We start from the raw sequence: 22,934 nt of genomic DNA, 5'->3' as shown, positions 1-22,934 counted from the left end.
ATTATGTCAAAAAAAACAATTTATTTCTTATTAGGCGGCGTAATAGTTGTCATTGCAGCATTAGTTTGGTTTAAGAAAGAAGGTGTAATAGGAAATAAAGATGCTGGTACAGAAATAGAAGTTGCAAAAGTAATGGCATCGACTATTGTAGAAACTGTTTCGGCAACAGGAAAAATTCAGCCAGAAATTGAAGTAAAAATTTCATCAGAGGTTTCAGGAGAAATTATTGCACTAAATGTAAAAGAAGGGCAAGTTGTTAAAAAAGGAGATTTATTGGTAAAAATAAATCCAGATTTATATACATCCAGTTATGATCGTACCGTTTCTAATTTATCTGGAGCCAAAGCTGGTTTAAGTCAATCAGATGCTTCTTTTAAAGAGGCAAAGGCTAGTTATGAAAGAAATAAAAAGTTATTTGAAAAAGGAATTATTTCCAAGTCAGATTGGGATAAAGCAATAGCTTCTTTTGAAGTTGCCAAAGCAACCAAGCAAAATTCTTATTTTGCTGTACAAAGTGCTTCAGCATCTGTAAATGAAGCTAAAGATAATTTAAGACGTACTACTATCTATGCTCCTGCAGATGGAACAATTTCTGTGCTTAATGTAGAGCTTGGAGAGCGTGTTTTAGGAACCCAACAAATGGCTGGAACTGAAATTTTAAGAGTTGCCAACCTGAACAATATGGAAGTTGAAGTTGATGTAAACGAGAATGATATTGTAAAAATAAAAGTTGGAGACGAAGCAAATGTTGAAGTTGATGCTTACTTAAAAAAACAGTTTAAAGGTGTTGTAACAAGTATCTCTAATTCAGCGAGCAGTACATTAACATCTGATCAGGTAACAAACTTTAAAGTTAAAGTAAGAATTTTAAAAGAATCTTATCAGGATTTATTGGAAGGGAAGCCAGAAGCATATTCGCCTTTTAGACCAGGAATGACAGCAACAGTTGATATTATAACAAACACAAAAAAGAATGTGTTGGCGGTGCCAATAAGTGCTGTAGTTGTAAAATCTGATACTACAGCTGTAAAAGAAATTAAAATTGAAGATCCAAATGATAAAAAAGTAGCTCCTAAAAACGACAAAAAATTCGAATGTGTTTTTGTAAAAGTAGGAGATAAAGCTAAAATTAGAATTATCAAGACAGGAATTCAAGACGATACAAACATCGAAGTAATGTCTGGACTGAAAGCCGGAGATGTGGTAATTACAGGGCCATACACAACAGTTTCGAAAGATTTGAATTCAGGAGATAAGGTTAGCCTTAAATCCGATAAAGAAAAAAAATAATAATGACAAGACAATCTAGTTCTATAGTAGAATTAGATTGTTTTTTGTTTCCATAAAATATAAAATTAGTTTGGCTTACATTCTTAATATTGAAACCGCTACAAAGAACTGTTCTGTTGCTTTAGCAAAAGAAGGAAAAATTATTCTGCACAAAGAAATCTCTGAAGAAGGCTATTCTCACGCCGAAAGATTACATGTTTTTATCGAAGAATGTATTCTGGAAGCTGGAATTACTTATAAGGATTTATCTGCAATTGCAGTTAGTCAGGGACCTGGATCTTACACAGGATTGCGTATAGGTGTTTCGGCTGCAAAAGGGTTGTGTTTTGCCCTGAATATCCCATTAATAGCTGTAGATACATTACAAACATTAGCTTCTCAGGCAAATGTTACAAATGGCTTAATTGTTCCGATGCTGGATGCTAGACGAATGGAAGTGTATAGTGCTGTGTTTAACTCAAAGTTAGAAAAGCAAAGAGAAATTTTGGCTGAAATTATTACCGAAAACTCTTTTGAAGAATATGCCGAAACAATTTATTTTGTTGGAGATTGTGCAGAAAAATGCAAACCAGTTTTAACAAAAGAAAATTTTATTTTTCTAGAAGAAGTTAAATACCCATCTGCGAAAGAAATGAGTACTATAAGTTTTGATAAATTCAAAATAAACGACATTGTAGATATCGCTTATTTTGAACCTTACTATTTGAAAGATTTTATGGTTACAACTCCCAAAAAGCAATAAAAACTATTTTATTTTTGAAGAGTATAAGGCTGAACAGAAATTCCTGCTTCGTCTAAAGCAATTTTGCAATTTTCTAAAGTCTGAGAAATAACAGTTCCGAAATTTTCATTTTTTGCCCAAGGACGCACTGCAAATTCTACAGAACTAGTTGTTAGGTTTTTTACAAAAACTTCTGGCGCAGGATTCTTAAGCACATTAGGATTGTCTACTAATATTTTTTCAAGAATATCTTTTGCCTTTTTAATATCAGCATCATAAGCAATTGCAAATGTTAAGTCAGCTCTACGTTGACCTTGCATAGAATAATTAATAATTGTGCCATTAGATAAAGCTCCATTTGGTACAAATACAGTTTGATTGTTTGCGGTAAGCAACTTAGTTACAAATATTTGTATTTCAGAAACGGTTGCAATAATACCTTGTGCTTCAATTGTGTCACCAACTTTAAAAGGTTTAAATACAATTATAAGCATACCTCCTGCAAAATTAGAAAGGGAACCTTGTAGTGACAAACCTACTGCAAGACCCATGGCACCAAGAATAGCTACAAATGAAGATGTTTCAATTCCTAGTTTAGAGATAAATGATACAAATAGTAATATTCGTAATGCCCACAATAAAATATCTGCAAGGAATTTAGATAAGGTAGGGTCGAGGTTACGTTTTACCATTATTCGACGCATTACTCTATTTACAACACGAATAATGTAGAGTCCTACAAATAAAATAAGAAAAGCTGAAATTAGTTTTGGAGAATAATCAACTAATATTTTTATAAATTGATTAACGTACTCACTAATTTGTTCTGGATTTAGATTCATTTTTTTTTAATATAAAAAAACCTTCTCATAGAGAAGGTTTGAATTAGTTTGACAAAGATAAAAATTAATTATTTTATTAATTAAAAATCGAGATCATCTTTAACTATTTATTTAATGCTTTATCCGAAGCTTCATCGACAGCGTCAGTTGCATCGGCAGCAAGTGATTTTGTTTCTTCAGTAACAGTTTCTGCTGTTGTTGAAGCAGTTTCTTTAACCGAATCAACTGCTTTTTCGATAGCATCCGAAGCTTTTCCAGCATATTCGCTCACGGTATCTTTTGCTTGATTTACATAATCTTCAGCGCTGTCTAGTATTGGGGCAGAAACTTCTTTAACCTTTTCGAAAGTTTCTCCAGCAAATGTTTCCGCTTTTTCAAGATATGGAGCCGATGCTTCTTTAACCTTGCCTATGGTTTCTTCGGCAAATGTTTCGGCTTTTTCAAGATAAGGAGCAGCAGCTTCTTTTGCTTGTTCAAATGTACTTTCGGCTTGGTCTGCTAATTCTGTAGCAGACTCCTTGGCAGTGCCGAACAAATTCTTAAAAAATGTTGATAATCCCATAATAGTTCTTGTTGATTAATTTAGATTACAATATTAATCTTTTTTTTAAGAAATATATTATTTGAGGAGTAATAATTTATTGATAATAAGTAGTTTGTGTTTTTGGTTTTGTTTTTTTGCGACAATAAAAAAGCGCTCCGATTGAAGCGCTTTTTTAAATTTTTTATAGAAATGAAGGGTTATGCATTTACAGCTTCTACTTTTATGTTATCATCATTTAGCATACTTTTTAGCATATTTTCGATACCACTTTTAAGTGTAAACGTTGATGACGGACAACCGCTACAAGCCCCTTGTAAAATCACTTTTACAGTTTTATCCGTTTCATTATAAGAATCAAAAGCAATATTTCCACCATCGGCAGCTACCGCAGGTTTTACATACTCTTCTAATATATTGATAATTTGTTGTGATGTTGTATCCAGTTTATCAAAAGCTTCATCTTTAGTAACATCATTTTTAGTTGCTACTTCTATTAGACTTTCGTCTAAAACTGTTCCTCCGTTTTCAATATATTGTTTAATGAAAGTTCTTAGCTCAAGAGTAATTTCTTGCCAATCATTAATCTCATATTTAGTTACCGAAATATAATTTTCATCTATAAAAATCTCTTTTACATAAGGAAATTTAAATAATTCTTGTGCTAATGGAGAAGATGCAGTTTGGTCAATATTTTTGTATTCTATTGCATTTTTAGTCAACATTCTGCTTACTACAAATTTTAGGGCTGCAGGATTAGGAGTCGATTCACCATAAACAGTTATTGGCTGCTTTTTAGGTTTATTTTCGTCAATACTTATTATTACTCCACCATCGTTTACAAAAGCTTCGATTTGTTCCGCTACAGCATCTTTTACATCATCCCATTCAACAATGCTATATCTTTCGATAGCAATAAAATTACCTGAGATATATACAGTTTTTACAAATGGTAAATGAAAAAGTTTTTGAGCTAATGGAGAGTTTTTGGCTTCATCAATATTTTTAAATTCAAAGCTCTCATTCTTAGTTATAAAGTCAGGAAATTCGAATTTTAGTATAGTAGAATTTTGTGTTTCTTTTATAGTGAGTTTTGTCATGATCTAGTAATTTTTTACAAATTTACTAAAGTTATTTTCTACTAATAGTTATATTTGATATTTAATATGAAAATAGCGTATTATTTCCTCAATCTTAGGAATTTTTACCATATTTTAATACTAAAATAAAATTTTAACACCTACTTTAATAAACCTGCCCCCAATGTATAGTAAAATTAAATATTCAGTTTTTCTATTATTTATATTTTCTTATTCATACTCTCAAGAAGGGATTCCTGTTTATTCAGATTATTTATCGGATAATTATTATTTGATACATCCTTCGATGGCTGGTGCGGCAAATTGTGCAAAACTTAGATTAACAGCGCGTAAGCAATGGTTCGGTCAAGATGATGCGCCAACATTGCAAACTTTAAGTTTTAATGGTCGAATTGGAGATAGTAGGTCAGGAGCTGGAATTATAGTTTTTAATGATAAAAATGGTTACCATTCTCAAAAAGGAGTTAAACTCACTTATGCGTATCATATTCTTTTTTCTAGAGATGAGATTGATTTAAATCAGCTTTCATTTGGTATGAATGTAGGTGTAATTCAGAATCAGTTAGACGAAACAGCTTTTGAAGCATTTGATCCAATTGTTGTTGGAGATATTCAAAAGGATACTTATTTTAATGTAGATTTTGGAGCATCATATAACTATCTTAACTTTTATGCCCATGCCACAGTTCAAGGAGCTGTTGAATCAAGACGAGAAATATATACAGAATTTGAAAGTGATAATCTGAGAAAATATCTTTTGAGTGCAGGATATGTCTTTGGAAATAAAAAGAAATTATTGTGGGAACCTTCAGTTCTTTTTCAATTATTTGATAAAACCAAAGAGAAGTTAGTCGATATTAATCTGAAAGCATATAAGAATATGGATTTTGGTAGTCTTTGGGCTGGGTTATCATATAGAAGAAGTTTTGATGGAGCTCAATATTATAATGGTTCCGGAATATCTACTCAAAAATTACAATACATAACTCCTATTTTAGGGGTTAATTATAAAAACTTCATGTTTGCTTACACATATTCGCAAGTTACGGGTAATGTAAAGTTTGATAACGGAGCATACCATCAAATTACTTTGGGACTTAACTTATTCTGTAAGCGTGAAAGATATGATTGCGATTGTCCTGCAATAAACTAATTATAATTCATTTTAAAAATAAATTTCATGTTGATAAAATCTGTAAACGGAAAAACACCTAATATTCCAGAGGATTGTTATGTAGCCGAAAATGCAACGATTGTAGGAGATGTTTCTTTTGGAGATTCATGCAGCGTTTGGTTTAATGCTGTGATTAGAGGAGATGTAAATTTTATTAAAATCGGGAATAAAGTAAATATTCAGGATGGTGCTGTTATTCATTGTACGTATCAAAAGCATCCAACGATTATAGGAAATAATGTTTCAATAGGGCATAATGCAATTGTACATGGTTGTACGATACATGATAATGTATTAATAGGAATGGGAGCAATCGTAATGGATAATTGCGTTGTAGAGAGCAATGCTATTGTAGCTGCTGGCGCTGTAGTAACACAAAATACAGTTGTAACCTCTGGTAGTATTTATGCTGGAGTTCCTGCAAAGAAAGTAAAAGATATAGACCAATCTGATTTTGCTGGCGAAATAGAACGTATCTCTAATAATTACGTAATGTATTCCAGCTGGTTTAAAGAAGAGTAGAGGTAGTTACAAATTTATTTTTTCGAAGAAAGCATTTTTATAGCTTTCGCTGATAGGAATTCTTTTATCTCCAATCAAAGCTTTGTTTTTTTGAATTGATTTTACGTGTTTGATATTAATAATGTACGATCGGTGAATTCTGGAAAAACCTTTATTCGAAAGTAAATTTTCAAGCTTTATAAGGCTTATTAATGTTAAGGTGTACTTATTGTCTGTGGTATAAATTTTTACATAATCTTTTAATCCTTCGATAAATAAAATATCCGAAAAGTTTAGTTTTACATTCTCATATTCGGCTCTTACAAACATGAAATCATGGTTAATTTCGGGAGCCGAAATAGGATTTACACTTGCAGGAATATGCAACGGATTAAATAATTGTTGTGCTCTTACAACCGATTTTAAAAAACGATGAAACGGAATTGGTTTTACTAAATAATCTACAGCACCAAGATTAAATCCTTCAACAGCATAATCAGAATAAGCTGTTGTGAAAATGACTAAAGGTTTCTTTTCGATAGCATTTAAAAAATCTATTCCTGAAAAATGAGGCATTTCAATATCCAGAAAAATTAGATCAATACTCGTTTGATTTATAATAGAAATAGCATCAATTGCGTTATTGAAAGTACTTACTAACTCTAAAGAATCGACTTTACTCACAAAATCCTTAAGTAACTCGACTGCCAGAGGTTCATCATCTATAATTACACATTTCATTTGTCGTCTTTTTTAGATAAATTTATGATGCGAAAATATAACTTGACCTCTAAAGACAAGTTAAAATTAGATTTTCAATAGTTAATTTCCTGTTATAGTTTATTGCTATCTAGACCATTATTAACTTAATCTTAAGTGATAGCAGTTTGTATTTCGTCTAGTTTTAAGTTGAGATGTACGTTATAAAACTTCTTTGTTTCGGTTATTTTAAGTTCGTGTGCATCTGGATAAAGAAGGTTCAGGCGACTCTGAATATTAGTTAATCCAATTCCAGAATTTTCAGGGTCTTTTTTATAGTTTTCTACTTTGTTTTCTACCCAAAAATCCAAGCTGTTTTGTCCGATAACTATTCTAATTTTTACAAAAGCAGCTCCTTTATAATCTGTTCCATATTTAAAAGCATTCTCTACAAATGAGATTAACAATAACGGTTCTATAAATTTGTTTTTGGGTTCACCATGTACATTAATAGTAATGTTCTCGATGTTGTTTAGTCTTAATTTTTGTAACTCAATGTAATTCTGAATGTAGTTTATCTCTTTCTCGAGAGCTACCGTTTTATTGTCAGTCTCATACAACATATAGCGCATCAATTCAGACAATGTTACGATTGCATCTGGAACTAAATCAGATTTTTTATGTGCTAGAGAATAAATACTATTTAATGAATTGAACAAAAAATGAGGATTTGTCTGTTTTCGCAAATAAATCAACTCAGTAGTTGTACGATGTGTCTCGGCTATTAATTTATTTTGTTGGTTATTATAAAACTCTGATAATGTCTTAATAATGGCGCTTATAGTTACTATTAAAATATAAAAAAACGAAGGAGCTATTTTAAAAAACAAGGGCTGAGTAACCATTGTAGTTCTAAATTTAATATTCTTAAAATGCACAGGAGGTCCTTCACTAGGAACTGTTTTCATCGGAGGCATTCTCCTGGCTAGTTGTATATCGGGTATGAAATAGCTATCCCGAATGATTATAAAAGTGACTATTAGAGCTATAATAAATACGGAATAGAGCCAGTACTTTTTTTGTAAAAGCAATGCTGGAACTAAATAGAAATAGTTTAGATAAAATAATATAATTCCAGTAATCCATTGTACATAAAAATCAGGTGTTATCTGGAACGGGCTTTCGTAAAATTGAATCAATGAGGTTAGGATAAAGAAAGTCCATATAACACTATGAAATAGTATTTTGTTAGAACTAGTATTCTTGATTATTTCGACGTTCATTTAGATAGTTATATCTAATAAAATTAAATCTTTTTTTGTTACCGTTGGTGATAAATTAGCTTCAAGCTTTTTTACTACCAAATTCCCAGTTTTTAAGGCTTCTTTTTCGGTAGTAAAGCTCTTGTTATTATCAATAACAGGAATTATGGTTTGCTTGATTATGATTTTTTCATCATTAGCAATTGTGTATCCCCAACCAGTAGCGGTTTTTATAGATTCTACATGATATTTCTCTTTTTTATTGCAAGCTACAAGTAATAAAATAGTAATTACTGCAATGATTTTTGAGACCGAAGAATAAGAATTCTTCTGGATTTTTGCCCAGAAGAATCGATTTTTGATATTAATTGTCATCATCATTTTGTTCTTCCAGAGGTTTAAATTCCCATGCATCATCATAATAAGACGAACCAGATCTGCCTAATAAAACAAACCCTCTATCATTAATAGCGAAACCAACAGCATCAGTTCTTGAAGCACCTTCTAGGGAGGTTCTTTCTTGCCATAAATCAGTAATTGGGTTGTATTCCCAGATTGTTTTTGAGCCTTCTCCACAAACAATATATCCTAAACCATTCATAGTAAAACTAGAGGAATTTGAGCGCATTATTGAGTATGTTTCATGGTCATCTTCGCTATCGTCGAGATTTCTTTTTTTAGTCCAAAGATCAGTGCTTGGATCAAACTGCCAAAAATCATTTTGATTCGAACCGCTATTTACTCCTGTTCCTAAATATGCTTTGTTATTAATTACAAAAACGGTTGCATTTCTTCTTTTGTTTCCACTAAAACCATTTACTTGAGTCCAGGTATTAGAGTTTTGATTGTACTGATAAAAATCTTTTAGATAATTACCATCGTAACCTGTGCCGAAATAGGCTTTTCCGCCAACTTGAAATCCTACTGCCGAATAACGTGCCGTACCTGCAAATTCTGCTTTTTGTTCCCAAACATTCGTTGCAGGGTTGTACTCATAAAAGTCTTTTAATTTATTGGTACCATCATAACCAAGACCAATGTAGCCTTTTCCGTTTAACTCAAAAGCAGATGCAGAGCTTCTGGCAACTCCTGGAAATTGTGCTTTTTGCTCCCAATAATCACCTATAGAATTGTACACCCAAAGATCCTTTAGATACTCATCTCCAGTATATCCTGTTGCTACATAAGCATATGCTCCAATTACAAAACTTGCAGCACTAGATCTTGCAGGACCATCAAAAGCAGATTTTTTGATCCAGTTTCCCATCAATTCGTCATCGGAATTATCATTACTACAGCCTACAAAAGAGAGACTCGTAATAAATGTTGCGAATAATATTCCTTTTTTTAAACTATTCATAATGTATTATATTTATTAGTGTTTGTATTTTATACCAATGTTAAGAATGTAGCTGTTGCCGATATTAAAATCATAAACGTTATCGTTATCATGATTTGATAATTGATATTTTTTATTAAAATCATACCCGGCTTTAAAATTTACAAACCAATTTCCATCCATGTTTCTCTCATATTCTAATGCAGTAGTAATTTGAGATAAACTCGCTTTTGTGGCTGTATTACCGTCTAAATATTTAGTGTTATCCAGATTAAAAAAATCTCCATTAAAACTATTTGTCAGCCTAAATACATTTCTTTCATTGTTAGAATATGTTATTGCTGAATTAGGAAAACCAATAGTCATTGTAGCAGCTTCACTTATTTTATGATAAAAAGAAAATGTGGGAGTTATTTTGGGTAATCCTAAGGTATTAGTCCTTTTTACTCCAATATTTATAGTGTTGTTTTTGTTAATAACCTGATTAATTTCTAGTCCTCCTAAAACCGATAAATCGGAAAGATTAAGGTTTTCCTGAAAATTTAATGTTGGTTCTATTTCTAGGTTCAACGTTGTTTTTTGTGTTAATAGATGTGTAACTACTAATGTATTTTTAATACTGTTATATGGATTATAATTGTACTTAAAATCATAGTTTTCTATGTCATACTTAACTCCGATATTTTTGTATTGTAATGTATTTGTAATCTTGTTTTTGGTATCAATGTTTTTATAAGCCGAAATTCCGATGCTTGTTTCGTTTAATGTGATTTTATCAGCAGGTTCTGTCTTTATGTTCAAATCCACGCTATAGCCATTTTGAGCATAAATTGTAAACATCGGAACCATAATAAGTAAGGATAGTAAAGTTTTTATTTTCATTATTTATTTATTGGTTCAAAAGTAGTTATGATATTATTTTTAAAAAAAGAAGATATATATATCGGCACTTCCAATAGACTAAATGGCAAATTTTAGTGTCGAATGATGTATTTGTTAGCGCTTAGTGCTTATAGATTGTTTTGTTCTATTTATAGATACAAAAGTCTAGACTGTATATGTTATGATGTTCTCTAGAAAAGTGCATTTTATATTTGTTCAAAAAATATTTATGTACAAGTTATTGTTACCGTTGTTTCTGGGAGTTTTTATGACTTCCTGTAATTCGGATAGAGATGCCGGAGAATTTGTAGTTGGGTCGGATTATTTATCGATAGGGAATAAAGTAATTTTAATCGATACCTTGACTGTTGATATGTCTACTATCAATTTTGATTCATTGGTTACATCTAGTCAAAAAAGGATTTTGGTAGGGAACTATGTAGATCCTATTTTTGGGAAGGTAAAATCGGATAGTTACCTCCAATTAATTGCAAATAATTATGACTTAAATACAGGAGGTTCAGATACGAATTTGCCAAATTATGTTTTTGATTCCATTGCAATGGTTCTGAGGTATGATAACTATTTTTTTGGAGATACAACCCAAACTCAGACATTCGATATTCATCGATTAACTCAAAAAGTAAAGCCAAATAAGGAGGATAAAAATTTCTACAATAATTCGACTTTAACTTATGCTCCTGAAAGTTTGGGGATGATTTCATATAAACCCCGACCAACTGAAAAAGATTCTATTAATATAAGAATGAGTGATGTTTTTGGTTCAGAGCTCTTTCAGAAATTAAAGAAAAAGGAAGTTACCAATTTTGATGAATTTACAGAATACTTAAAAGGAATGGTTCTTACATCATCTACTGCAAATTCATCGAGTGTTATCGGGTTTAATCAAGCAACAAGTGTAGTGCGGCTTTATTACTCAATATATCAAGGGCAATCTGAAACTTCTCTAATAAAAGATTTCTCTATTCTGGATGCTTCCAAGCAGTTTAATAATATCTCATTAGACAGGACAGGTACACTTATTGAAAACTTGCCAGTTTCTTCAAGTAAATTGCCAAGTTCCCAAACGGAGAATAAGGGCTTTATTCAGTCAGGAACTGGAATTGCCTGTAGAATTGATTTTCCAGGTATAAAGAAACTTAAATATATAGCCGAAAAAGGAGCAATTGTAGACGCTCAATTGATAATAAAACCAGTTGCCAATTCCTATTCTAAGATATATCCATTGGCAGATTCATTGCGTGTGTATGTAGGTGATAATTTAAATAGAATTAGCGGTACACTTAATAATTCGTCGGGTGCGGCCATGTATGCCTTATTAAATAAAGCTAGTGATGAGTTTAATGAAAATGTAGCATACAAAATTGCGATAGGAGGTTTTTTACAAAAAGAAATGTTGAAACAGTCTGACCTGAAATCCTCATTAATCATTACGCTGCCTAATATAAATAAAGCAGTTAATCGACTTGTTTTGGGAAATCAGAAATTACAAAGCAATAAAATGGAATTGAAAATTTATTACATCACTTATTAAATGAAAAATAAAATAGCGTTTGCAAGTTTACTAGTTTTAATGTCGTTGACATCGTTTTCTCAAAGTATTTCTAGTTCTCCATATTCACTTTACGGATTGGGTAGTTTGTATGATTCAGATTTTGGGTCAATTCCTTCTATTGGCTCTTCGGGAATTGCATTACCATCTAATGAATTTATTAATAATCTTAATCCAGCTTCATTAGGATTTATGTATCAAAACCATTTTTTGTTTGATGTTGGAGGTAAATTTATTGAAACTACATATCAAAATAATTCAAAATCTGAGAACCGTAATAATGCTCAGTTTTCTCATATTGCATTTGCTTTTCCACTTACACAAAAGTCGGCTTTTAGTGTAGCTTTACGACCTTATTCGAGTGGAGCATTTAAGATTTCAAATTTAAAAATTCCAATAGAAAATAGTCAGGATAAGTATAATTTAGATGTAACAGGAACTGGAGGTTTAAATAATTTTGATTTCTCGTATGCCTACAAAATCAATAAAAAACTGTCTTTGGGGCTTTCTGCGGCTGTACTTTTTGGTAGCACTACAGATGATAGGTATTATACGGTAATGAACTCTATTACTAACATTAACAAAAAAACTAATTACAACGGGCTAAGACCAACTCTTGGAGTTCAATATCAAATAGATTCTACATTAACAATTGGCTCAACTTTTAAATCACCATCAAGAATAAAAGCTTCTAAAGTACAAAGTGTAACAATAGTTGGAGATTCGGGCACGATAACCACAGATTCTGATACGGCTTCAGACGTTGATGATTTTTATTTGCCTACAGAAATTGGAGTAGGGGTTAGCAAGGTTTTTAAAAATAATTTGACCATGTCTTTTGATTATGAAAAGAGCCTCTGGAACGACACTAAACAATCAGAATTGTATGGGGATTTTGTAAATCAAGACCGATTTGCATTCGGAGTTTCTTATAAGAGTAAAAAGAATGCTCGTAAATACGTAGATCGTATTGGGTATGGAACAGGAATAAATTATGATACCGGTTATCTGGAAGTCGACAATCAGAGGGTTAAAAACGTGTCTTTTTCGCTTGGATTAACGCTTCCTTTAGAGAGCAACTCTTTTTCTACTTTAAATATTTCGTACTCTTACGGACAAAAAGGGAAAATTGGCGATGGACTTATAAAAGAAAATTACCATAAAATATCACTCAATTTATCATTGGATGGTTTATGGTTTGTTAAGAGAAAAATTGATTAATAGTTAAAAATTTTTCTTTTCAACTTTGTATTTATTCTCTAGTATATCCAATAAAACTTTTGGATTACCATTAGTGTAAAATATTGGTTCATCTACAGAGCCATTATTAAATCCTGTTTTTTCGCGTAATATATTTTGTGTTTGTTTTGCGACAGCTTCTCCTGAATCAATAATATGAATGTGTTCGGGTAATATTTTTTTTATCTGAGGTATTAAGTATGGATAATGACTACATCCTAATACCAAATAATCAATATTAGCCTCAATCATTGGTCTGAGGTAAGATTCAAGAAGTTGAGCCATCTCAGGAGAATTTAAATCTCCATTTTCAATTAATTGTACTAAACCATGACCTACTTGTTCAATAATTTTGGTGTCTTGGTACATTTCGGTTGCCTTATTAAAAAGCTCACTGTTTAAAGTACCTTGAGTAGCCAGGATTCCAATAGTTTGTGTTTTTGAGTTTGTGGCAGCAGGTTTTATTGCAGGTTCGATCCCTATAAATGGAACAGTGTATTGTTCTCTTAATTCTTTAATAGCATTTGTAGTTGCGGTATTGCATGCAACAACAATTAGTTTACAACCCATATCTAGTAAAAAATCTACATTTTTTTTACTTAAGTCCACTATTTCCTGTTTAGTCTTTTGACCATAAGGAGCATTTTTAGTATCTGCTAAATAGATTGTCTTTTCGTTAGGGAGTAACTGATGAATTGCAGTCCAAATAGAAGTACCACCAATGCCTGAATCGAAAACGCCTATGGGATTATTGTTTGTCATAAAAACAAAGTTAAGTATTTTTTGGAATCAAAAAAAAGCCTTTAACTAGGATTTTTGAGTGGAATAAAATTAATTTTTATGTATAAAAAAAAACTGCTCAAACCATTTTATTGGCGAGCAGTTTTTTATTTTTTATAAGACAGTTTTTTAGAAACCTAAGTCTTTTTTTACATCAGCAGTTACGTTTGGACCGTCAGCTAACAAAAGAGTAGAACCATCTAAAACATATTGGTATCCTTTTGCTTTTCCAACTTTTTGGATAGAAGCTCTCACTTTTTCCATTAATGGTTTAACGATATCAGATTCTTTTTGTTGTAATTCTTTTTGAGCGTTATCTCTAAAGTCTACAATTCTTTTTTGCATGTCTTGAACTTCTTTAGAACGTTCTCCGTTAACTGCATCAGTAACTGTAGCTGATTCTGCTTCGTATTTTTTTAATTTTGCTTGGTATTCTTCTACCATTTTTTTGTAATCTGCATCATATGTACCGCTTAATTTCTCAAGTTGTTTTTGTGCGTCTATCATTGCTGGCATTTTAGACATAATTTCGCTTACATCAACGTGAGCTACTTTTGCTTGAGCATTCATTTGGTTTGCTCCTAAAACTAGTATTGCAGCAATTAGTAAAGTTTTGATTTGTTTCATCATCATTTTAAAATATTAATTAATTATTGGTCGTATTTCCTTGTTTTTCTTTGTCCTCTTTAGCCTTTTGCTCTCTTGCTTTTTTGGCAGCTTCTCTTTCTTCTAAAATCTTATTTCTTCTTTCTTCTAAAGCTTTTTTGCGTTCGTCATACAGTTTTTGTCGGTCATCAACCATTTTCTGTTTGTCTTCGGCTAATCTTTGTTTGTCTTTAGCTTCATCAGTTGCAGCTGTTTTTGCTGCTTCCGTTGTAGGAGTCGCAGTTGTTGAAACACCTTCTTTTTTTACTGTTTCAGAAACCGTGCCATTTTTTTTAGCTTCTCTTGCGTCTCTAATTGCTTTTTTATTCTCTTCGTATACTCTTATTTTTTCTTCCTGAGCTGCTTTCCTGTCTTCCAGTATTTTATCTCTTGCAGCTTTTCTTTCATCTAAGACTTTTTGTCTTTCTTGTAAAGCTGGACTTTCATCGATTGCAGCTTCTTTATTCTCTTTAGCTTCTTCTATAGCGAGTTGTTTTTTCGTAAGCTGTTCTCTTTTGTCCGTTCTGGTAATAACTCGTAAAACCTGATCGCTAACATCGTATCGCTTTGCTGCAAAAAGCATCGTTAAATCAGATGATCTATCAAAGATAAAATCATATTTTTTAGCTTCAGCAATATCTTGAACAGCAGTAAAAACTTGATCTTGTATTGGTTTTGCCAACGACGATTTTTGTCTAATTAAATCACCATTAACACCAAATCGTTGTTGTTGATAATTTAACATTTCAGTTTCAAGAAACTTAATCTCTGTTTCTCTTTCGTCAATTAGCTCATTCGTTAATAAAGCTTTTTCGGCTTTCAAAGCATCTTTAAGTTTATTGATGTCTAATTTCTTAGTCTCAATTTCTTGCTTCCACTTTTCTGCTTTTTGCTCTAATTGCGTTTGAGCCTCTTTATAGTCAGGGACATTTTGTAAAATATACTCCATGTCGATGTACCCTATTTTTGTCGATTTGGTTTGTGCCTGACTTGTAATTCCTACAATCAGGGCCAAAAATATAAATAAAAATTGTTTTCTCATAACATTAATTTATTTGAAATTTTTAACCAATACGATTAAAATTGTTGTCCAATAATAAAGTGTGTGCGTAAACCGCTTGGTTTTGTTTGTCCTGGCAATTCATCAAATCCGTAACCAAAGTCAATTCCTAATAATCCAAATGCAGGCATGAATACACGTAAACCAGCACCGACAGAACGGTATAAATCAAATGGATTATAATCTCTAAAGGTTGGATAAGATGAACCCGCTTCTGCAAATGTAAGCACATAAATTGATGCCGATTGCTTCAGTGTTATTGGGTAACGTAATTCCATAGAGAATTTATTATATATCGTTGCTCCAATTTGTTCACCATATCTAGGATTGGTTCTGTCTTCAATTATAGGTGTTAATGAGTTATTTTCGTAACCTCTTAACGCTACTGTTTCTCTACCATCCATAGAGTAATTAGCCATTCCATCACCTCCCATATAGAATCTTTCAAAAGGAACTACACCTCTAGCTTGGTCATAAGCTCCTAAGAAACCAAATTCAGTTAGCGTTCGGAGTACTAATTTACCATAAATTTTCGTGTACCAATCAGCTTTGAACTTAATTTTGTAGTATTCTAACCAATTAAATTTCTTTTGATCCACTTTTCCTTGGTCTGTAGCGGCAAGAGTATAGTCGCTAACCTTGTTTCCGTTTGCATCAATATAGTCACCTATTTGTACAATGTTTCCATTTGCATCAGGAACATTTGATCTGTCAACAGTATTTTGTAATTTATATTCTTTCTCATTTCCTAAGTTAGCATAGTCTATTCCGTTGAATAAAGAATAAGGCGGAGTTACTTTTGCCGAAATACTAAATTCAGAACCGTATGTTGGGAATATTGGGTTAACCCCTTTATTACTTCTTGTTAGTCCAATAGTATATGCTAAGTTTCTTGATGTTCCGTTACCGAAAGTAAATAATCCAGTGTTGTAATTATGTAAATCATAATGTTGGTAACTAATAGATTGTGATAGTACAAAGAAATCATCTGGTACAGATAATCTTTTGGCTTTACCAACAGATAATGTCAAGATGTTAAAACTCTTGCTCTTATCTACTTTTTGTGTAACATAGTTATTTAAAAACTGTGTACTGTAAGATATCGATGTGCTAAATTGTACTGGTTTTTTTCCTCCAAACCAAGGCTCAGAAAACGATACACTATAAGTCTGGAAATAAGTACTTCCTTGTAAACGAAGGGCTACTTTTTGTCCATCACCCATTGGTAGTGGTTTGTAAGCGCTTTTGTTAAATAAATTTCTAGCAGAGAAGTTGTTGAATGAAAGCCCTAAGGTTCCAATAAAACCTCCACCACCATAACCTCCTTGAAGTTCTATCTGGCTAGATCCTTTTTCTACAAGATGATATTCAATATCTACAGTTCCTGCGGCAGCATCAACATTTTTGAATTTTGGATCAATTGCTTCTGGATCAAAGAATCCTAATTGTCCAATCTCACGAATAGTTCTTACTAATAAGTCTTTACTGTATTTTTCACCTGGCTTAGTTCTTAGTTCACGGTAAATTACTTTATCGTTTGTTTTGTCGTTACCTACAACTGAGATTTTATTAAAATATGCAATTGGACCTTCAGTAACTCTAATTTCAAAATCAATGGTGTCATTTACGGTTTTTACCTCTACAGCATTAATGTTAGAAAATAAATACCCATTGTTTTGGTATAAATTGGTGATGTCTTCTGCATCAGGTTTCGTCTTATCAGCAATCCTTTTTTCTAAAAGGACACCATTATAAGTCTCTCCTTTTTTAATACCTAAATAACGATTTAATTGTTGGTCTGAGTAAACGGTATTTCCTAAGAATTTGATATCACCAAAGTAGTATTTGTTACCTTCTTCAATATCTACTTTTATCGCTAATGTGTTTTTCTTTTTATCGTACGTAATAGAGTCATGCAATATCCTTGCATCTCTATATCCTTTTTCTTTGTAGTTAGCGATAACTTTATCTAAATCAGCTTTGTATTTGTCTTTAATGAATTTTGAAGCTTTAAAAATACGGATAGGATTTTTTTGCTTGGTGTCTTTCATTGCACCACGTAAAGACGCATCAGATAATGCTTTATTGCCTTCAAATTCGATTTTGCTAATTTTCACCTTATCACCTTTATCTACACGCACCAGCATGTTTACTTGGTTTGTTGAGGTTGTATCGGCAGTAGTAGTAATAGTTACTTTTGTATTAAAGTAACCTTCTTTTTTGTATTTATTTTCAATATAATTCTTGGTTGTCGTAATTAAATTTTCGTTTACAATTTTGTTTTTTGTTAAACTGTTGTCTTTAATTAATGCTTCGACTTTACCTTTCTTAATACCAACAAATTTTACTTCGTTTAATTTAGGAAGCTCTACAATGTCTAAGTCCAGGTATATACTATCGTTTTCTATCCTATTTACATAGAATGAAATTTCATCGAAAAGACCAAGCTTTCCCAGTTTTTTGATGGCTCCACTTATTTCTTCTCCAGGAACTGTTATTTCTTGTCCTTTCTGTAGGCCAGAAAAGGTAACAACTGTTTGTTCATTGAAACTTATTTTACCAATTACAGATACGTCGGCAAGAATATATTTTTTCCCTTGGTCAAAAGGAATTCTTTCTTGCGCTTTTATTTGTGAAAAACTACCAAAAACCAATAGGGTAAGTACTATTTTTATTCTTTTTTGTAACACTAAAAAATCATTTAATTTGTTCACTTGTTTTTCCAAATCTACGTTCTCTTTTTTGATAACTAATGATAGCCTCATATAAATCCTTTTCTTTAAAGTCTGGCCATAAGACATTAGTAAAATATAATTCTGCATAGGCAATTTGCCACAACAAAAAGTTACTTATTCTATGTTCTCCACTTGTTCGTATTAATAAATCTACATCTGGTAAATTTTGCGTGTAAAGATGCTCATTTATAATTGAATCGTCAATAGTGTCTATTGAAATTATATTATTTTTAACTTTATTACTGATGATTCTAACAGCGTTTACAAGTTCTTCTCTAGAACCGTAACTCAAAGCTAATGTGAGCGTAAGCCTTGTGTTATTTTTTGTTTTATCAATAACATCCAAAAGTTCTTTTTGAGCAGATTGAGGTAACTTTTCTAAGTTTCCAATTGCATTAAGTTTGATGTCGTTTTTTTGTAATGTACCAAGTTCTTTCTTTAATGAGTTTATAAGTATCTTCATTAAAGTTTCGATCTCTAACTTAGGTCTGTTCCAATTTTCTGTAGAAAAGGCGTATAATGTTAAATATTCGATTCCTAGCTTGGCGCAAGATTCAATGGTTTCTTTTACTGATTTTGTTCCGTTTTCATGACCAAAAGCTCTTAGGAAACCTTGTTGTTTTGCCCAGCGTCCATTTCCATCCATAATAATGGCTAAATGTCGTGGTAAGTTTGTTTTATCTAATGTGTCTAAATTCATTTTTTTTAATAAGGGCAATAGCAAGGTTTGTTTCCAAAGGTATACGTTAAAGTTACTCCCGAGAAAACATACCAGTCATTATTATTTAAGTTTCCAAAACGTAATGATTTTAAATTATCATTATCTGGATTACTACCATCAAGGTTATCTGTAAAGGTATATCGCGCTCCAACCTCTAATCCTAAGATAAAATTAGTGGTTAAATTTGTTTTTACACCTAATATCATAGGAATTGCAAATGAACCCGAATTCTTTTCTTTTTCTGTTTCCCCCGATTGAATGTATAACTGTTCGTATCTAAAATAGTTAATCCCTGAAAACACATACGGAGTAACCTTTCTTTTGGAATCATGTAAATTGAAGTCAAAAAAATTGAATTCAAGTCCCGCAGAAAGTTCTCGAATTGTGTTATCAAAACGATATCCTCTTTGTTTTCGACCACCTTCTTTTGAATCTGAATCATTTCCAGTGATTGTTGATTGTGTGTACGAAAAGCGATATGCATGTCTCGGACTTTGATTCCATCGGTACAATACGCCAAAGGCAAGCTTTTCTGGCGCAATATACGTCGTGCTTCCCACATCTCCAACATAGTTACTACCTCCTAAAAAAACACCTACCTCATGTATCTGAGCGTTCATGCTTACAAAGGAGAAGAAACATAACAATAAATTAAAAATTTTGTTCATTTAATTAAAAATTGCGTGCAAATATAATAATTATCAATACGAATCAATGCTGATTAAGTTAAATCTGTCTTTTTTTGAATTAAAGATGAAATATCTCAACAATTACTGGATATTCGATACTTGCAAAACGAGAAAAAAACTACAAAAGTATGTCGTATGTTTAAAAAGAACTTAATTTCTTTTGTCTTCGCCCCAAAGTAGTTTGTTACGTAAGGTCTTCAAAAAGGTTTCTCCTGGGATTTCGACCATATTTATTTTAAAATCTGTTTTCTTTATGGTTAAAATAGACTCGTTTTTAACCGATGCTATTCTTGAATCTAAAGAAATAAGATAATGATCCTCTCTTCCTGATACGCGAAGTTTAATTTCTGTATTATCTGGAATTATAAGCGGTCTGGCTGTTAAATTATGGGGTGCAATAGGCGTAATTACAAGACTGTTTACATCTGGAGTTAATATTGGGCCACCACAACTTAGTGAATATCCCGTTGAACCTGTTGGTGTTGATATAATTAATCCGTCTGCCCAATAAGAATTTAAGTATTCACCATTTAAATAAGTGTCTACTGTTATCATCGAAGTAGTGTCTTTTCTGCTTACTGTTACCTCATTCATTGCGAAATTAAGTTCTTCGATAGCTTCATTTCTTGGCTCAGTTGTTAAACTTAATAAAGTTCTTTCGGATACAGTGTATTTTTTGTCAATTACAAATTGCATAAAAGCAGCTATGTTTTCTTTTTGTACAGTAGCAAGAAATCCTAAGCGTCCTGCATTAATTCCTAAAATAGGAACTCCAGAATTGCGAATTAAGGTTGCTGCTCTTAAAATAGTTCCATCACCACCAATGCTTATAAGCATTTCAAAGCTACTGTCTAATTCTGTATGAGATGAAAAAGTTTTGTATTCTTTTTCGATTATCTTTTTTTCGTGAAGCATCTTCAGGAAATTGGCTTCGATAATCATTTCGACATTATTAGAAGTAAAAAAAACAAATATGTCTTTAATAATTGGGTCTGTACTATTTAGATAGTATTGTCCGTAGATAGCTACTTTCATTTGTTGCGTGGTCTTTATTGTCTTATCGTAAACGATTTTAGGTCTAATTTCTTTGTGCAAATTTCTATTAAGTGATCTTGATTAGGGTCTAAATAAAAATTTAAATTATTGTAGACTAAGATATAGCTGTCAATCGCATAGTCAAAACCTCCATGAGATAAATCATCAATTAATTCGTAATCCGGTTTTCCGTGATACTTAATTATATTTTCTCGATTAAAATTAATTATTGGTTCAATGTATTTTTTTGTTAATGTAAAATTCGAAATTTTTTGATCTTTAACACTGCAAGAAAGTCCGCCAGCAAAATGTATGTATCCGTTTAGTGTTTTGAGTTTTTCTAGTCTTTCTTTAAATGTAAGATTTGAATTTTCAAAATTATAACCTTCAATGCCAGGGTCATTAATGTAAATTTCGATGATTTCAAAGATGTCAATAGTACTGTAATGATTTCCTAGTTTTATAAAGTCAATTTCTAATTCTTCAACCGAAATTTCATTTTGCACTAGTTTTGTTAGTTGGCTATTGTCAAATGCTATCATCCCGCTTTTTTCTATAGCTATATATTAAGGTACTTGTCTAAATAATCAGAGCGTTCCTTTAAATTATTGATATATGTGTCTTCTTGGTGTTCTGATATAATTTCGTAATTGTATCTTCGGAAGGTTTGAATAATTTCATTCATCGCTCCTAAACTAATTTTAATGGTTATCTGAACACTATCTGCACTAGCATCAGAAACAAATATACCTAAAAGCCTGCCGTTGTTACTTTCTACAATTTGAGTAATCTCACTCATAGAGTAATCCAGAAGTCCTTTTTTTACAATTATAATTCCTCCTGGTTCTTTTAAAAAAGGGGTTTCGTGAAAAAACTTAATGATGTCGGTTATTTCATAAAAACCAAGATAGGTGTTGTTTTCGTCTAAAACAGGAATTAAATTGGTGTGGTTTTTAGCAAAAACCTCCAATACATCTAGCCAGATCATGTTGCTTCGAGCAAAAAAATGTTCGAGAGTATATTTATAATCAATTACTTTCTTGTCGCTATCAAAGGTTTCAATATCGTCGGATGCGATACTACCAATGTAAACACCATCTTCCAGAACTGGAAAATGAGAGAAACTCAAATCGGCAAAGAAATCCTGAACCGAAGCTATGGTTTCCTGGCTATTGATTGCTCTAAAGTCATTGGTAATATAATTTGTAATGTCTGTCATAAATTAATCAGCAATATTTGATGCAAAATAATCAAAAAATAGCAAAAACTCCTAAGTTTTACTTTGTATTTTTGTCGTAACAAATATAGTGTTACTAGAATTAATATCCATTTATATGACAAAGTTAAGTGTAAATATCAATAAAATTGCAACGTTGCGTAACGCGCGAGGAGGAAATGTACCTGATTTATTAAAAGTTGCTACCGATATTCAGAAGTTTGGAGGAGAAGGAATCACAATACATCCTCGTCCAGATGAGCGCCATATCCGTTATCAGGATGCACGTGATTTAAAAACTATTGTATATACCGAATATAATATTGAAGGGAATCCTCAACATAATTTTATCGATTTGGTTTTAGAATGTAAGCCAACACAGGTAACATTAGTTCCTGATGCTATTGGAGCAATTACATCTTCTGCAGGTTGGGATACTATAAAAAATCAATCATATTTAACCGAAGTTATTCAGGAATTTCAGCGTAACGGAATCAGAACATCGATTTTTGTCGATCCAGTTTTAGAAATTATTGAAGGTGCTAAGAAAACAGGAACGGATAGAATTGAATTATATACCGAAGCTTTTGCACATCAATACAGTTTAGGGAATAAAAATGGAATAGATCCATATGTTGCTGCTGCAAAACTGGCAAACGAACTTAATTTAGGGATTAATGCAGGCCATGATTTAAGTTTGGATAATATTGAGTTTTTTAAACAAAATATCCCAGGTTTATTAGAAGTTTCTATCGGACATGCTTTGATTTCGGAAGCTATTTATCTTGGTTTAGATAATGTAGTTAATATGTACTTACGTAAACTAAAATAACATAGTAATTAAAACAATTATAACCTGATGTAATTGGGTTATAATTGTTTACTTTCGC

The 22,934-nt window shown here is 31.8% G+C and carries 24 protein-coding genes; 7 read left to right on the top strand and 17 right to left on the bottom strand.

The features are described 5' to 3' along the window. Nucleotides 1-3: 3 nt before the first annotated feature. Nucleotides 4-1,290, top strand: coding sequence for an efflux RND transporter periplasmic adaptor subunit (locus tag OA93_RS17440; RefSeq protein WP_039114861.1), 1,287 nt, complete (start codon nucleotides 4-6; stop codon nucleotides 1,288-1,290). A 70-nt stretch (nucleotides 1,291-1,360) separates the two neighbouring features. Further along, the gene (gene tsaB / locus OA93_RS17435; protein ID WP_039114859.1) at nucleotides 1,361-2,032 is read left to right on the top strand and encodes a tRNA (adenosine(37)-N6)-threonylcarbamoyltransferase complex dimerization subunit type 1 TsaB; all 672 of its coding nucleotides are present in this window, start codon (nucleotides 1,361-1,363) and stop codon (nucleotides 2,030-2,032) included. A gap of 8 nt (nucleotides 2,033-2,040) precedes the next feature. Here the strand turns inward: tsaB and OA93_RS17430 are convergent, their stop codons facing one another. The 3 genes from OA93_RS17430 to OA93_RS17420 all read right to left on the bottom strand — a co-directional run bounded on the left by OA93_RS17430 (nucleotide 2,041) and on the right by OA93_RS17420 (nucleotide 4,494). Continuing rightward, on the bottom strand, nucleotides 2,041-2,853 hold the full coding sequence (locus tag OA93_RS17430) for a mechanosensitive ion channel domain-containing protein (protein ID WP_039114858.1): 813 nt from the start codon (nucleotides 2,851-2,853) through the stop codon (nucleotides 2,041-2,043). Between the two features lie 103 nt (nucleotides 2,854-2,956). Further along, nucleotides 2,957-3,415 carry a hypothetical protein gene (locus OA93_RS17425; RefSeq protein ID WP_039114855.1) on the bottom strand — a complete coding sequence of 153 codons (459 nt, stop codon included), beginning with the start codon at nucleotides 3,413-3,415 and terminating at the stop codon, nucleotides 2,957-2,959. 179 nt (nucleotides 3,416-3,594) lie between these two features. Next, the gene (locus OA93_RS17420) at nucleotides 3,595-4,494 is read right to left on the bottom strand and encodes a NifU family protein (protein ID WP_039114853.1); all 900 of its coding nucleotides are present in this window, start codon (nucleotides 4,492-4,494) and stop codon (nucleotides 3,595-3,597) included. 163 nt (nucleotides 4,495-4,657) lie between these two features. Between OA93_RS17420 and OA93_RS17415 the strand changes: the two genes are divergently transcribed. Next, entirely contained in the window at nucleotides 4,658-5,647 is a 990-nt protein-coding gene (locus OA93_RS17415; protein WP_039114851.1) for a type IX secretion system membrane protein PorP/SprF, read from the top strand. 27 nt (nucleotides 5,648-5,674) lie between these two features. After that, nucleotides 5,675-6,190 carry a gamma carbonic anhydrase family protein gene (locus tag OA93_RS17410; RefSeq protein WP_039114849.1) on the top strand — a complete coding sequence of 172 codons (516 nt, stop codon included), beginning with the start codon at nucleotides 5,675-5,677 and terminating at the stop codon, nucleotides 6,188-6,190. Between the two features lie 6 nt (nucleotides 6,191-6,196). On the opposite strand, the gene OA93_RS17405 is transcribed toward OA93_RS17410, so the two are convergent. From OA93_RS17405 to OA93_RS17385, 5 genes are all read right to left on the bottom strand, one after another. Then, nucleotides 6,197-6,910 (bottom strand): LytTR family DNA-binding domain-containing protein, encoded by a 714-nt coding sequence (locus OA93_RS17405; RefSeq protein ID WP_039114847.1) that lies wholly within the window; start codon nucleotides 6,908-6,910, stop codon nucleotides 6,197-6,199. A 131-nt stretch (nucleotides 6,911-7,041) separates the two neighbouring features. Next, complete coding sequence (locus tag OA93_RS17400) at nucleotides 7,042-8,151, bottom strand: sensor histidine kinase (protein ID WP_039114845.1); 1,110 nt, start codon at nucleotides 8,149-8,151, stop codon at nucleotides 7,042-7,044. Next, a complete protein-coding gene (locus OA93_RS17395) occupies nucleotides 8,152-8,511 on the bottom strand; it encodes a DUF4907 domain-containing protein (RefSeq protein ID WP_240474752.1) in 360 nt (119 codons plus the stop codon). After that, nucleotides 8,495-9,490 carry a galactose oxidase gene (locus OA93_RS17390; RefSeq protein ID WP_039114843.1) on the bottom strand — a complete coding sequence of 332 codons (996 nt, stop codon included), beginning with the start codon at nucleotides 9,488-9,490 and terminating at the stop codon, nucleotides 8,495-8,497. The genes OA93_RS17395 and OA93_RS17390 overlap by 17 nt, the downstream gene beginning before the upstream one ends. Before the next feature lie 15 nt (nucleotides 9,491-9,505). Further along, nucleotides 9,506-10,351, bottom strand: a complete 846-nt coding sequence (locus tag OA93_RS17385) for a DUF6268 family outer membrane beta-barrel protein (RefSeq protein WP_039114842.1) — start codon at nucleotides 10,349-10,351, stop codon at nucleotides 9,506-9,508. Between the two features lie 229 nt (nucleotides 10,352-10,580). Here OA93_RS17385 and OA93_RS17380 point away from each other — a divergent pair, with 229 nt between their 5' ends. Both OA93_RS17380 and OA93_RS17375 read left to right on the top strand, forming a co-directional pair. After that, nucleotides 10,581-11,906, top strand: coding sequence for a DUF4270 family protein (locus OA93_RS17380; RefSeq protein WP_039114840.1), 1,326 nt, complete (start codon nucleotides 10,581-10,583; stop codon nucleotides 11,904-11,906). Further along, complete coding sequence (locus tag OA93_RS17375; RefSeq protein WP_039114839.1) at nucleotides 11,907-13,145, top strand: aromatic hydrocarbon degradation protein; 1,239 nt, start codon at nucleotides 11,907-11,909, stop codon at nucleotides 13,143-13,145. 3 nt (nucleotides 13,146-13,148) lie between these two features. On the opposite strand, the gene murI is transcribed toward OA93_RS17375, so the two are convergent. The 9 genes from murI to OA93_RS17330 all read right to left on the bottom strand — a co-directional run bounded on the left by murI (nucleotide 13,149) and on the right by OA93_RS17330 (nucleotide 22,047). After that, nucleotides 13,149-13,925 (bottom strand): glutamate racemase, encoded by a 777-nt coding sequence (murI, locus tag OA93_RS17370; RefSeq protein WP_039114837.1) that lies wholly within the window; start codon nucleotides 13,923-13,925, stop codon nucleotides 13,149-13,151. Nucleotides 13,926-14,072: 147 nt separating this feature from the next. Beyond that, complete coding sequence (locus OA93_RS17365) at nucleotides 14,073-14,570, bottom strand: OmpH family outer membrane protein (protein WP_035617878.1); 498 nt, start codon at nucleotides 14,568-14,570, stop codon at nucleotides 14,073-14,075. 19 nt (nucleotides 14,571-14,589) lie between these two features. Beyond that, complete coding sequence (locus OA93_RS17360) at nucleotides 14,590-15,630, bottom strand: OmpH family outer membrane protein (protein ID WP_039114835.1); 1,041 nt, start codon at nucleotides 15,628-15,630, stop codon at nucleotides 14,590-14,592. 35 nt (nucleotides 15,631-15,665) lie between these two features. Next, a complete protein-coding gene (gene bamA / locus OA93_RS17355; protein ID WP_039114833.1) occupies nucleotides 15,666-18,413 on the bottom strand; it encodes an outer membrane protein assembly factor BamA in 2,748 nt (915 codons plus the stop codon). Further along, the gene (locus OA93_RS17350) at nucleotides 18,346-19,083 is read right to left on the bottom strand and encodes an isoprenyl transferase (RefSeq protein WP_039114832.1); all 738 of its coding nucleotides are present in this window, start codon (nucleotides 19,081-19,083) and stop codon (nucleotides 18,346-18,348) included. The genes bamA and OA93_RS17350 overlap by 68 nt, the downstream gene beginning before the upstream one ends. Nucleotides 19,084-19,088: 5 nt before the next feature. Next, on the bottom strand, nucleotides 19,089-19,772 hold the full coding sequence (locus OA93_RS17345; protein WP_039114829.1) for a DUF6089 family protein: 684 nt from the start codon (nucleotides 19,770-19,772) through the stop codon (nucleotides 19,089-19,091). Between the two features lie 171 nt (nucleotides 19,773-19,943). Beyond that, the gene (locus tag OA93_RS17340) at nucleotides 19,944-20,828 is read right to left on the bottom strand and encodes an NAD kinase (RefSeq protein WP_039114827.1); all 885 of its coding nucleotides are present in this window, start codon (nucleotides 20,826-20,828) and stop codon (nucleotides 19,944-19,946) included. Between the two features lie 14 nt (nucleotides 20,829-20,842). Further along, nucleotides 20,843-21,370 carry a hypothetical protein gene (locus OA93_RS17335; protein WP_039114825.1) on the bottom strand — a complete coding sequence of 176 codons (528 nt, stop codon included), beginning with the start codon at nucleotides 21,368-21,370 and terminating at the stop codon, nucleotides 20,843-20,845. 17 nt (nucleotides 21,371-21,387) lie between these two features. Next, the gene (locus tag OA93_RS17330) at nucleotides 21,388-22,047 is read right to left on the bottom strand and encodes a CBS domain-containing protein (protein ID WP_039114823.1); all 660 of its coding nucleotides are present in this window, start codon (nucleotides 22,045-22,047) and stop codon (nucleotides 21,388-21,390) included. Between the two features lie 115 nt (nucleotides 22,048-22,162). Between OA93_RS17330 and OA93_RS17325 the strand changes: the two genes are divergently transcribed. Beyond that, complete coding sequence (locus OA93_RS17325; protein ID WP_039114821.1) at nucleotides 22,163-22,876, top strand: pyridoxine 5'-phosphate synthase; 714 nt, start codon at nucleotides 22,163-22,165, stop codon at nucleotides 22,874-22,876. Nucleotides 22,877-22,934 lie beyond the last annotated feature (58 nt).

The sequence above is a fragment of the Flavobacterium sp. KMS genome (assembly GCF_000813005.1).
Classification (GTDB): Bacteria; Bacteroidota; Bacteroidia; order Flavobacteriales; family Flavobacteriaceae; genus Flavobacterium.
Note: the sequence above shows the minus strand (reverse complement) of the source record. Positions and strands in the feature narration are given on the sequence as shown.

Excerpts from the sequence above, each read along its gene's own strand:
- OA93_RS17440 (WP_039114861.1), top strand. The coding sequence starts at position 4 with ATGTCAAAAAAAACAATTTATTTCTTATTAGGCGGCGTAATAGTTGTC.
- OA93_RS17430 (WP_039114858.1), bottom strand. The coding sequence starts at position 2,853 with ATGAATCTAAATCCAGAACAAATTAGTGAGTACGTTAATCAATTTATA.
- OA93_RS17425 (WP_039114855.1), bottom strand. The coding sequence starts at position 3,415 with ATGGGATTATCAACATTTTTTAAGAATTTGTTCGGCACTGCCAAGGAG.
- OA93_RS17420 (WP_039114853.1), bottom strand. The coding sequence starts at position 4,494 with ATGACAAAACTCACTATAAAAGAAACACAAAATTCTACTATACTAAAA.
- OA93_RS17415 (WP_039114851.1), top strand. The coding sequence starts at position 4,658 with ATGTATAGTAAAATTAAATATTCAGTTTTTCTATTATTTATATTTTCT.
- OA93_RS17410 (WP_039114849.1), top strand. The coding sequence starts at position 5,675 with ATGTTGATAAAATCTGTAAACGGAAAAACACCTAATATTCCAGAGGAT.
- OA93_RS17405 (WP_039114847.1), bottom strand. The coding sequence starts at position 6,910 with ATGAAATGTGTAATTATAGATGATGAACCTCTGGCAGTCGAGTTACTT.
- OA93_RS17400 (WP_039114845.1), bottom strand. The coding sequence starts at position 8,151 with ATGAACGTCGAAATAATCAAGAATACTAGTTCTAACAAAATACTATTT.
- OA93_RS17395 (WP_240474752.1), bottom strand. The coding sequence starts at position 8,511 with ATGATGATGACAATTAATATCAAAAATCGATTCTTCTGGGCAAAAATC.
- OA93_RS17390 (WP_039114843.1), bottom strand. The coding sequence starts at position 9,490 with ATGAATAGTTTAAAAAAAGGAATATTATTCGCAACATTTATTACGAGT.
- OA93_RS17385 (WP_039114842.1), bottom strand. The coding sequence starts at position 10,351 with ATGAAAATAAAAACTTTACTATCCTTACTTATTATGGTTCCGATGTTT.
- OA93_RS17380 (WP_039114840.1), top strand. The coding sequence starts at position 10,581 with ATGTACAAGTTATTGTTACCGTTGTTTCTGGGAGTTTTTATGACTTCC.
- OA93_RS17375 (WP_039114839.1), top strand. The coding sequence starts at position 11,907 with ATGAAAAATAAAATAGCGTTTGCAAGTTTACTAGTTTTAATGTCGTTG.
- murI (WP_039114837.1), bottom strand. The coding sequence starts at position 13,925 with ATGACAAACAATAATCCCATAGGCGTTTTCGATTCAGGCATTGGTGGT.
- OA93_RS17365 (WP_035617878.1), bottom strand. The coding sequence starts at position 14,570 with ATGAAACAAATCAAAACTTTACTAATTGCTGCAATACTAGTTTTAGGA.
- OA93_RS17360 (WP_039114835.1), bottom strand. The coding sequence starts at position 15,630 with ATGAGAAAACAATTTTTATTTATATTTTTGGCCCTGATTGTAGGAATT.
- bamA (WP_039114833.1), bottom strand. The coding sequence starts at position 18,413 with ATGAGGCTATCATTAGTTATCAAAAAAGAGAACGTAGATTTGGAAAAA.
- OA93_RS17350 (WP_039114832.1), bottom strand. The coding sequence starts at position 19,083 with ATGAATTTAGACACATTAGATAAAACAAACTTACCACGACATTTAGCC.
- OA93_RS17345 (WP_039114829.1), bottom strand. The coding sequence starts at position 19,772 with ATGAACAAAATTTTTAATTTATTGTTATGTTTCTTCTCCTTTGTAAGC.
- OA93_RS17340 (WP_039114827.1), bottom strand. The coding sequence starts at position 20,828 with ATGAAAGTAGCTATCTACGGACAATACTATCTAAATAGTACAGACCCA.
- OA93_RS17335 (WP_039114825.1), bottom strand. The coding sequence starts at position 21,370 with ATGATAGCATTTGACAATAGCCAACTAACAAAACTAGTGCAAAATGAA.
- OA93_RS17330 (WP_039114823.1), bottom strand. The coding sequence starts at position 22,047 with ATGACAGACATTACAAATTATATTACCAATGACTTTAGAGCAATCAAT.
- OA93_RS17325 (WP_039114821.1), top strand. The coding sequence starts at position 22,163 with ATGACAAAGTTAAGTGTAAATATCAATAAAATTGCAACGTTGCGTAAC.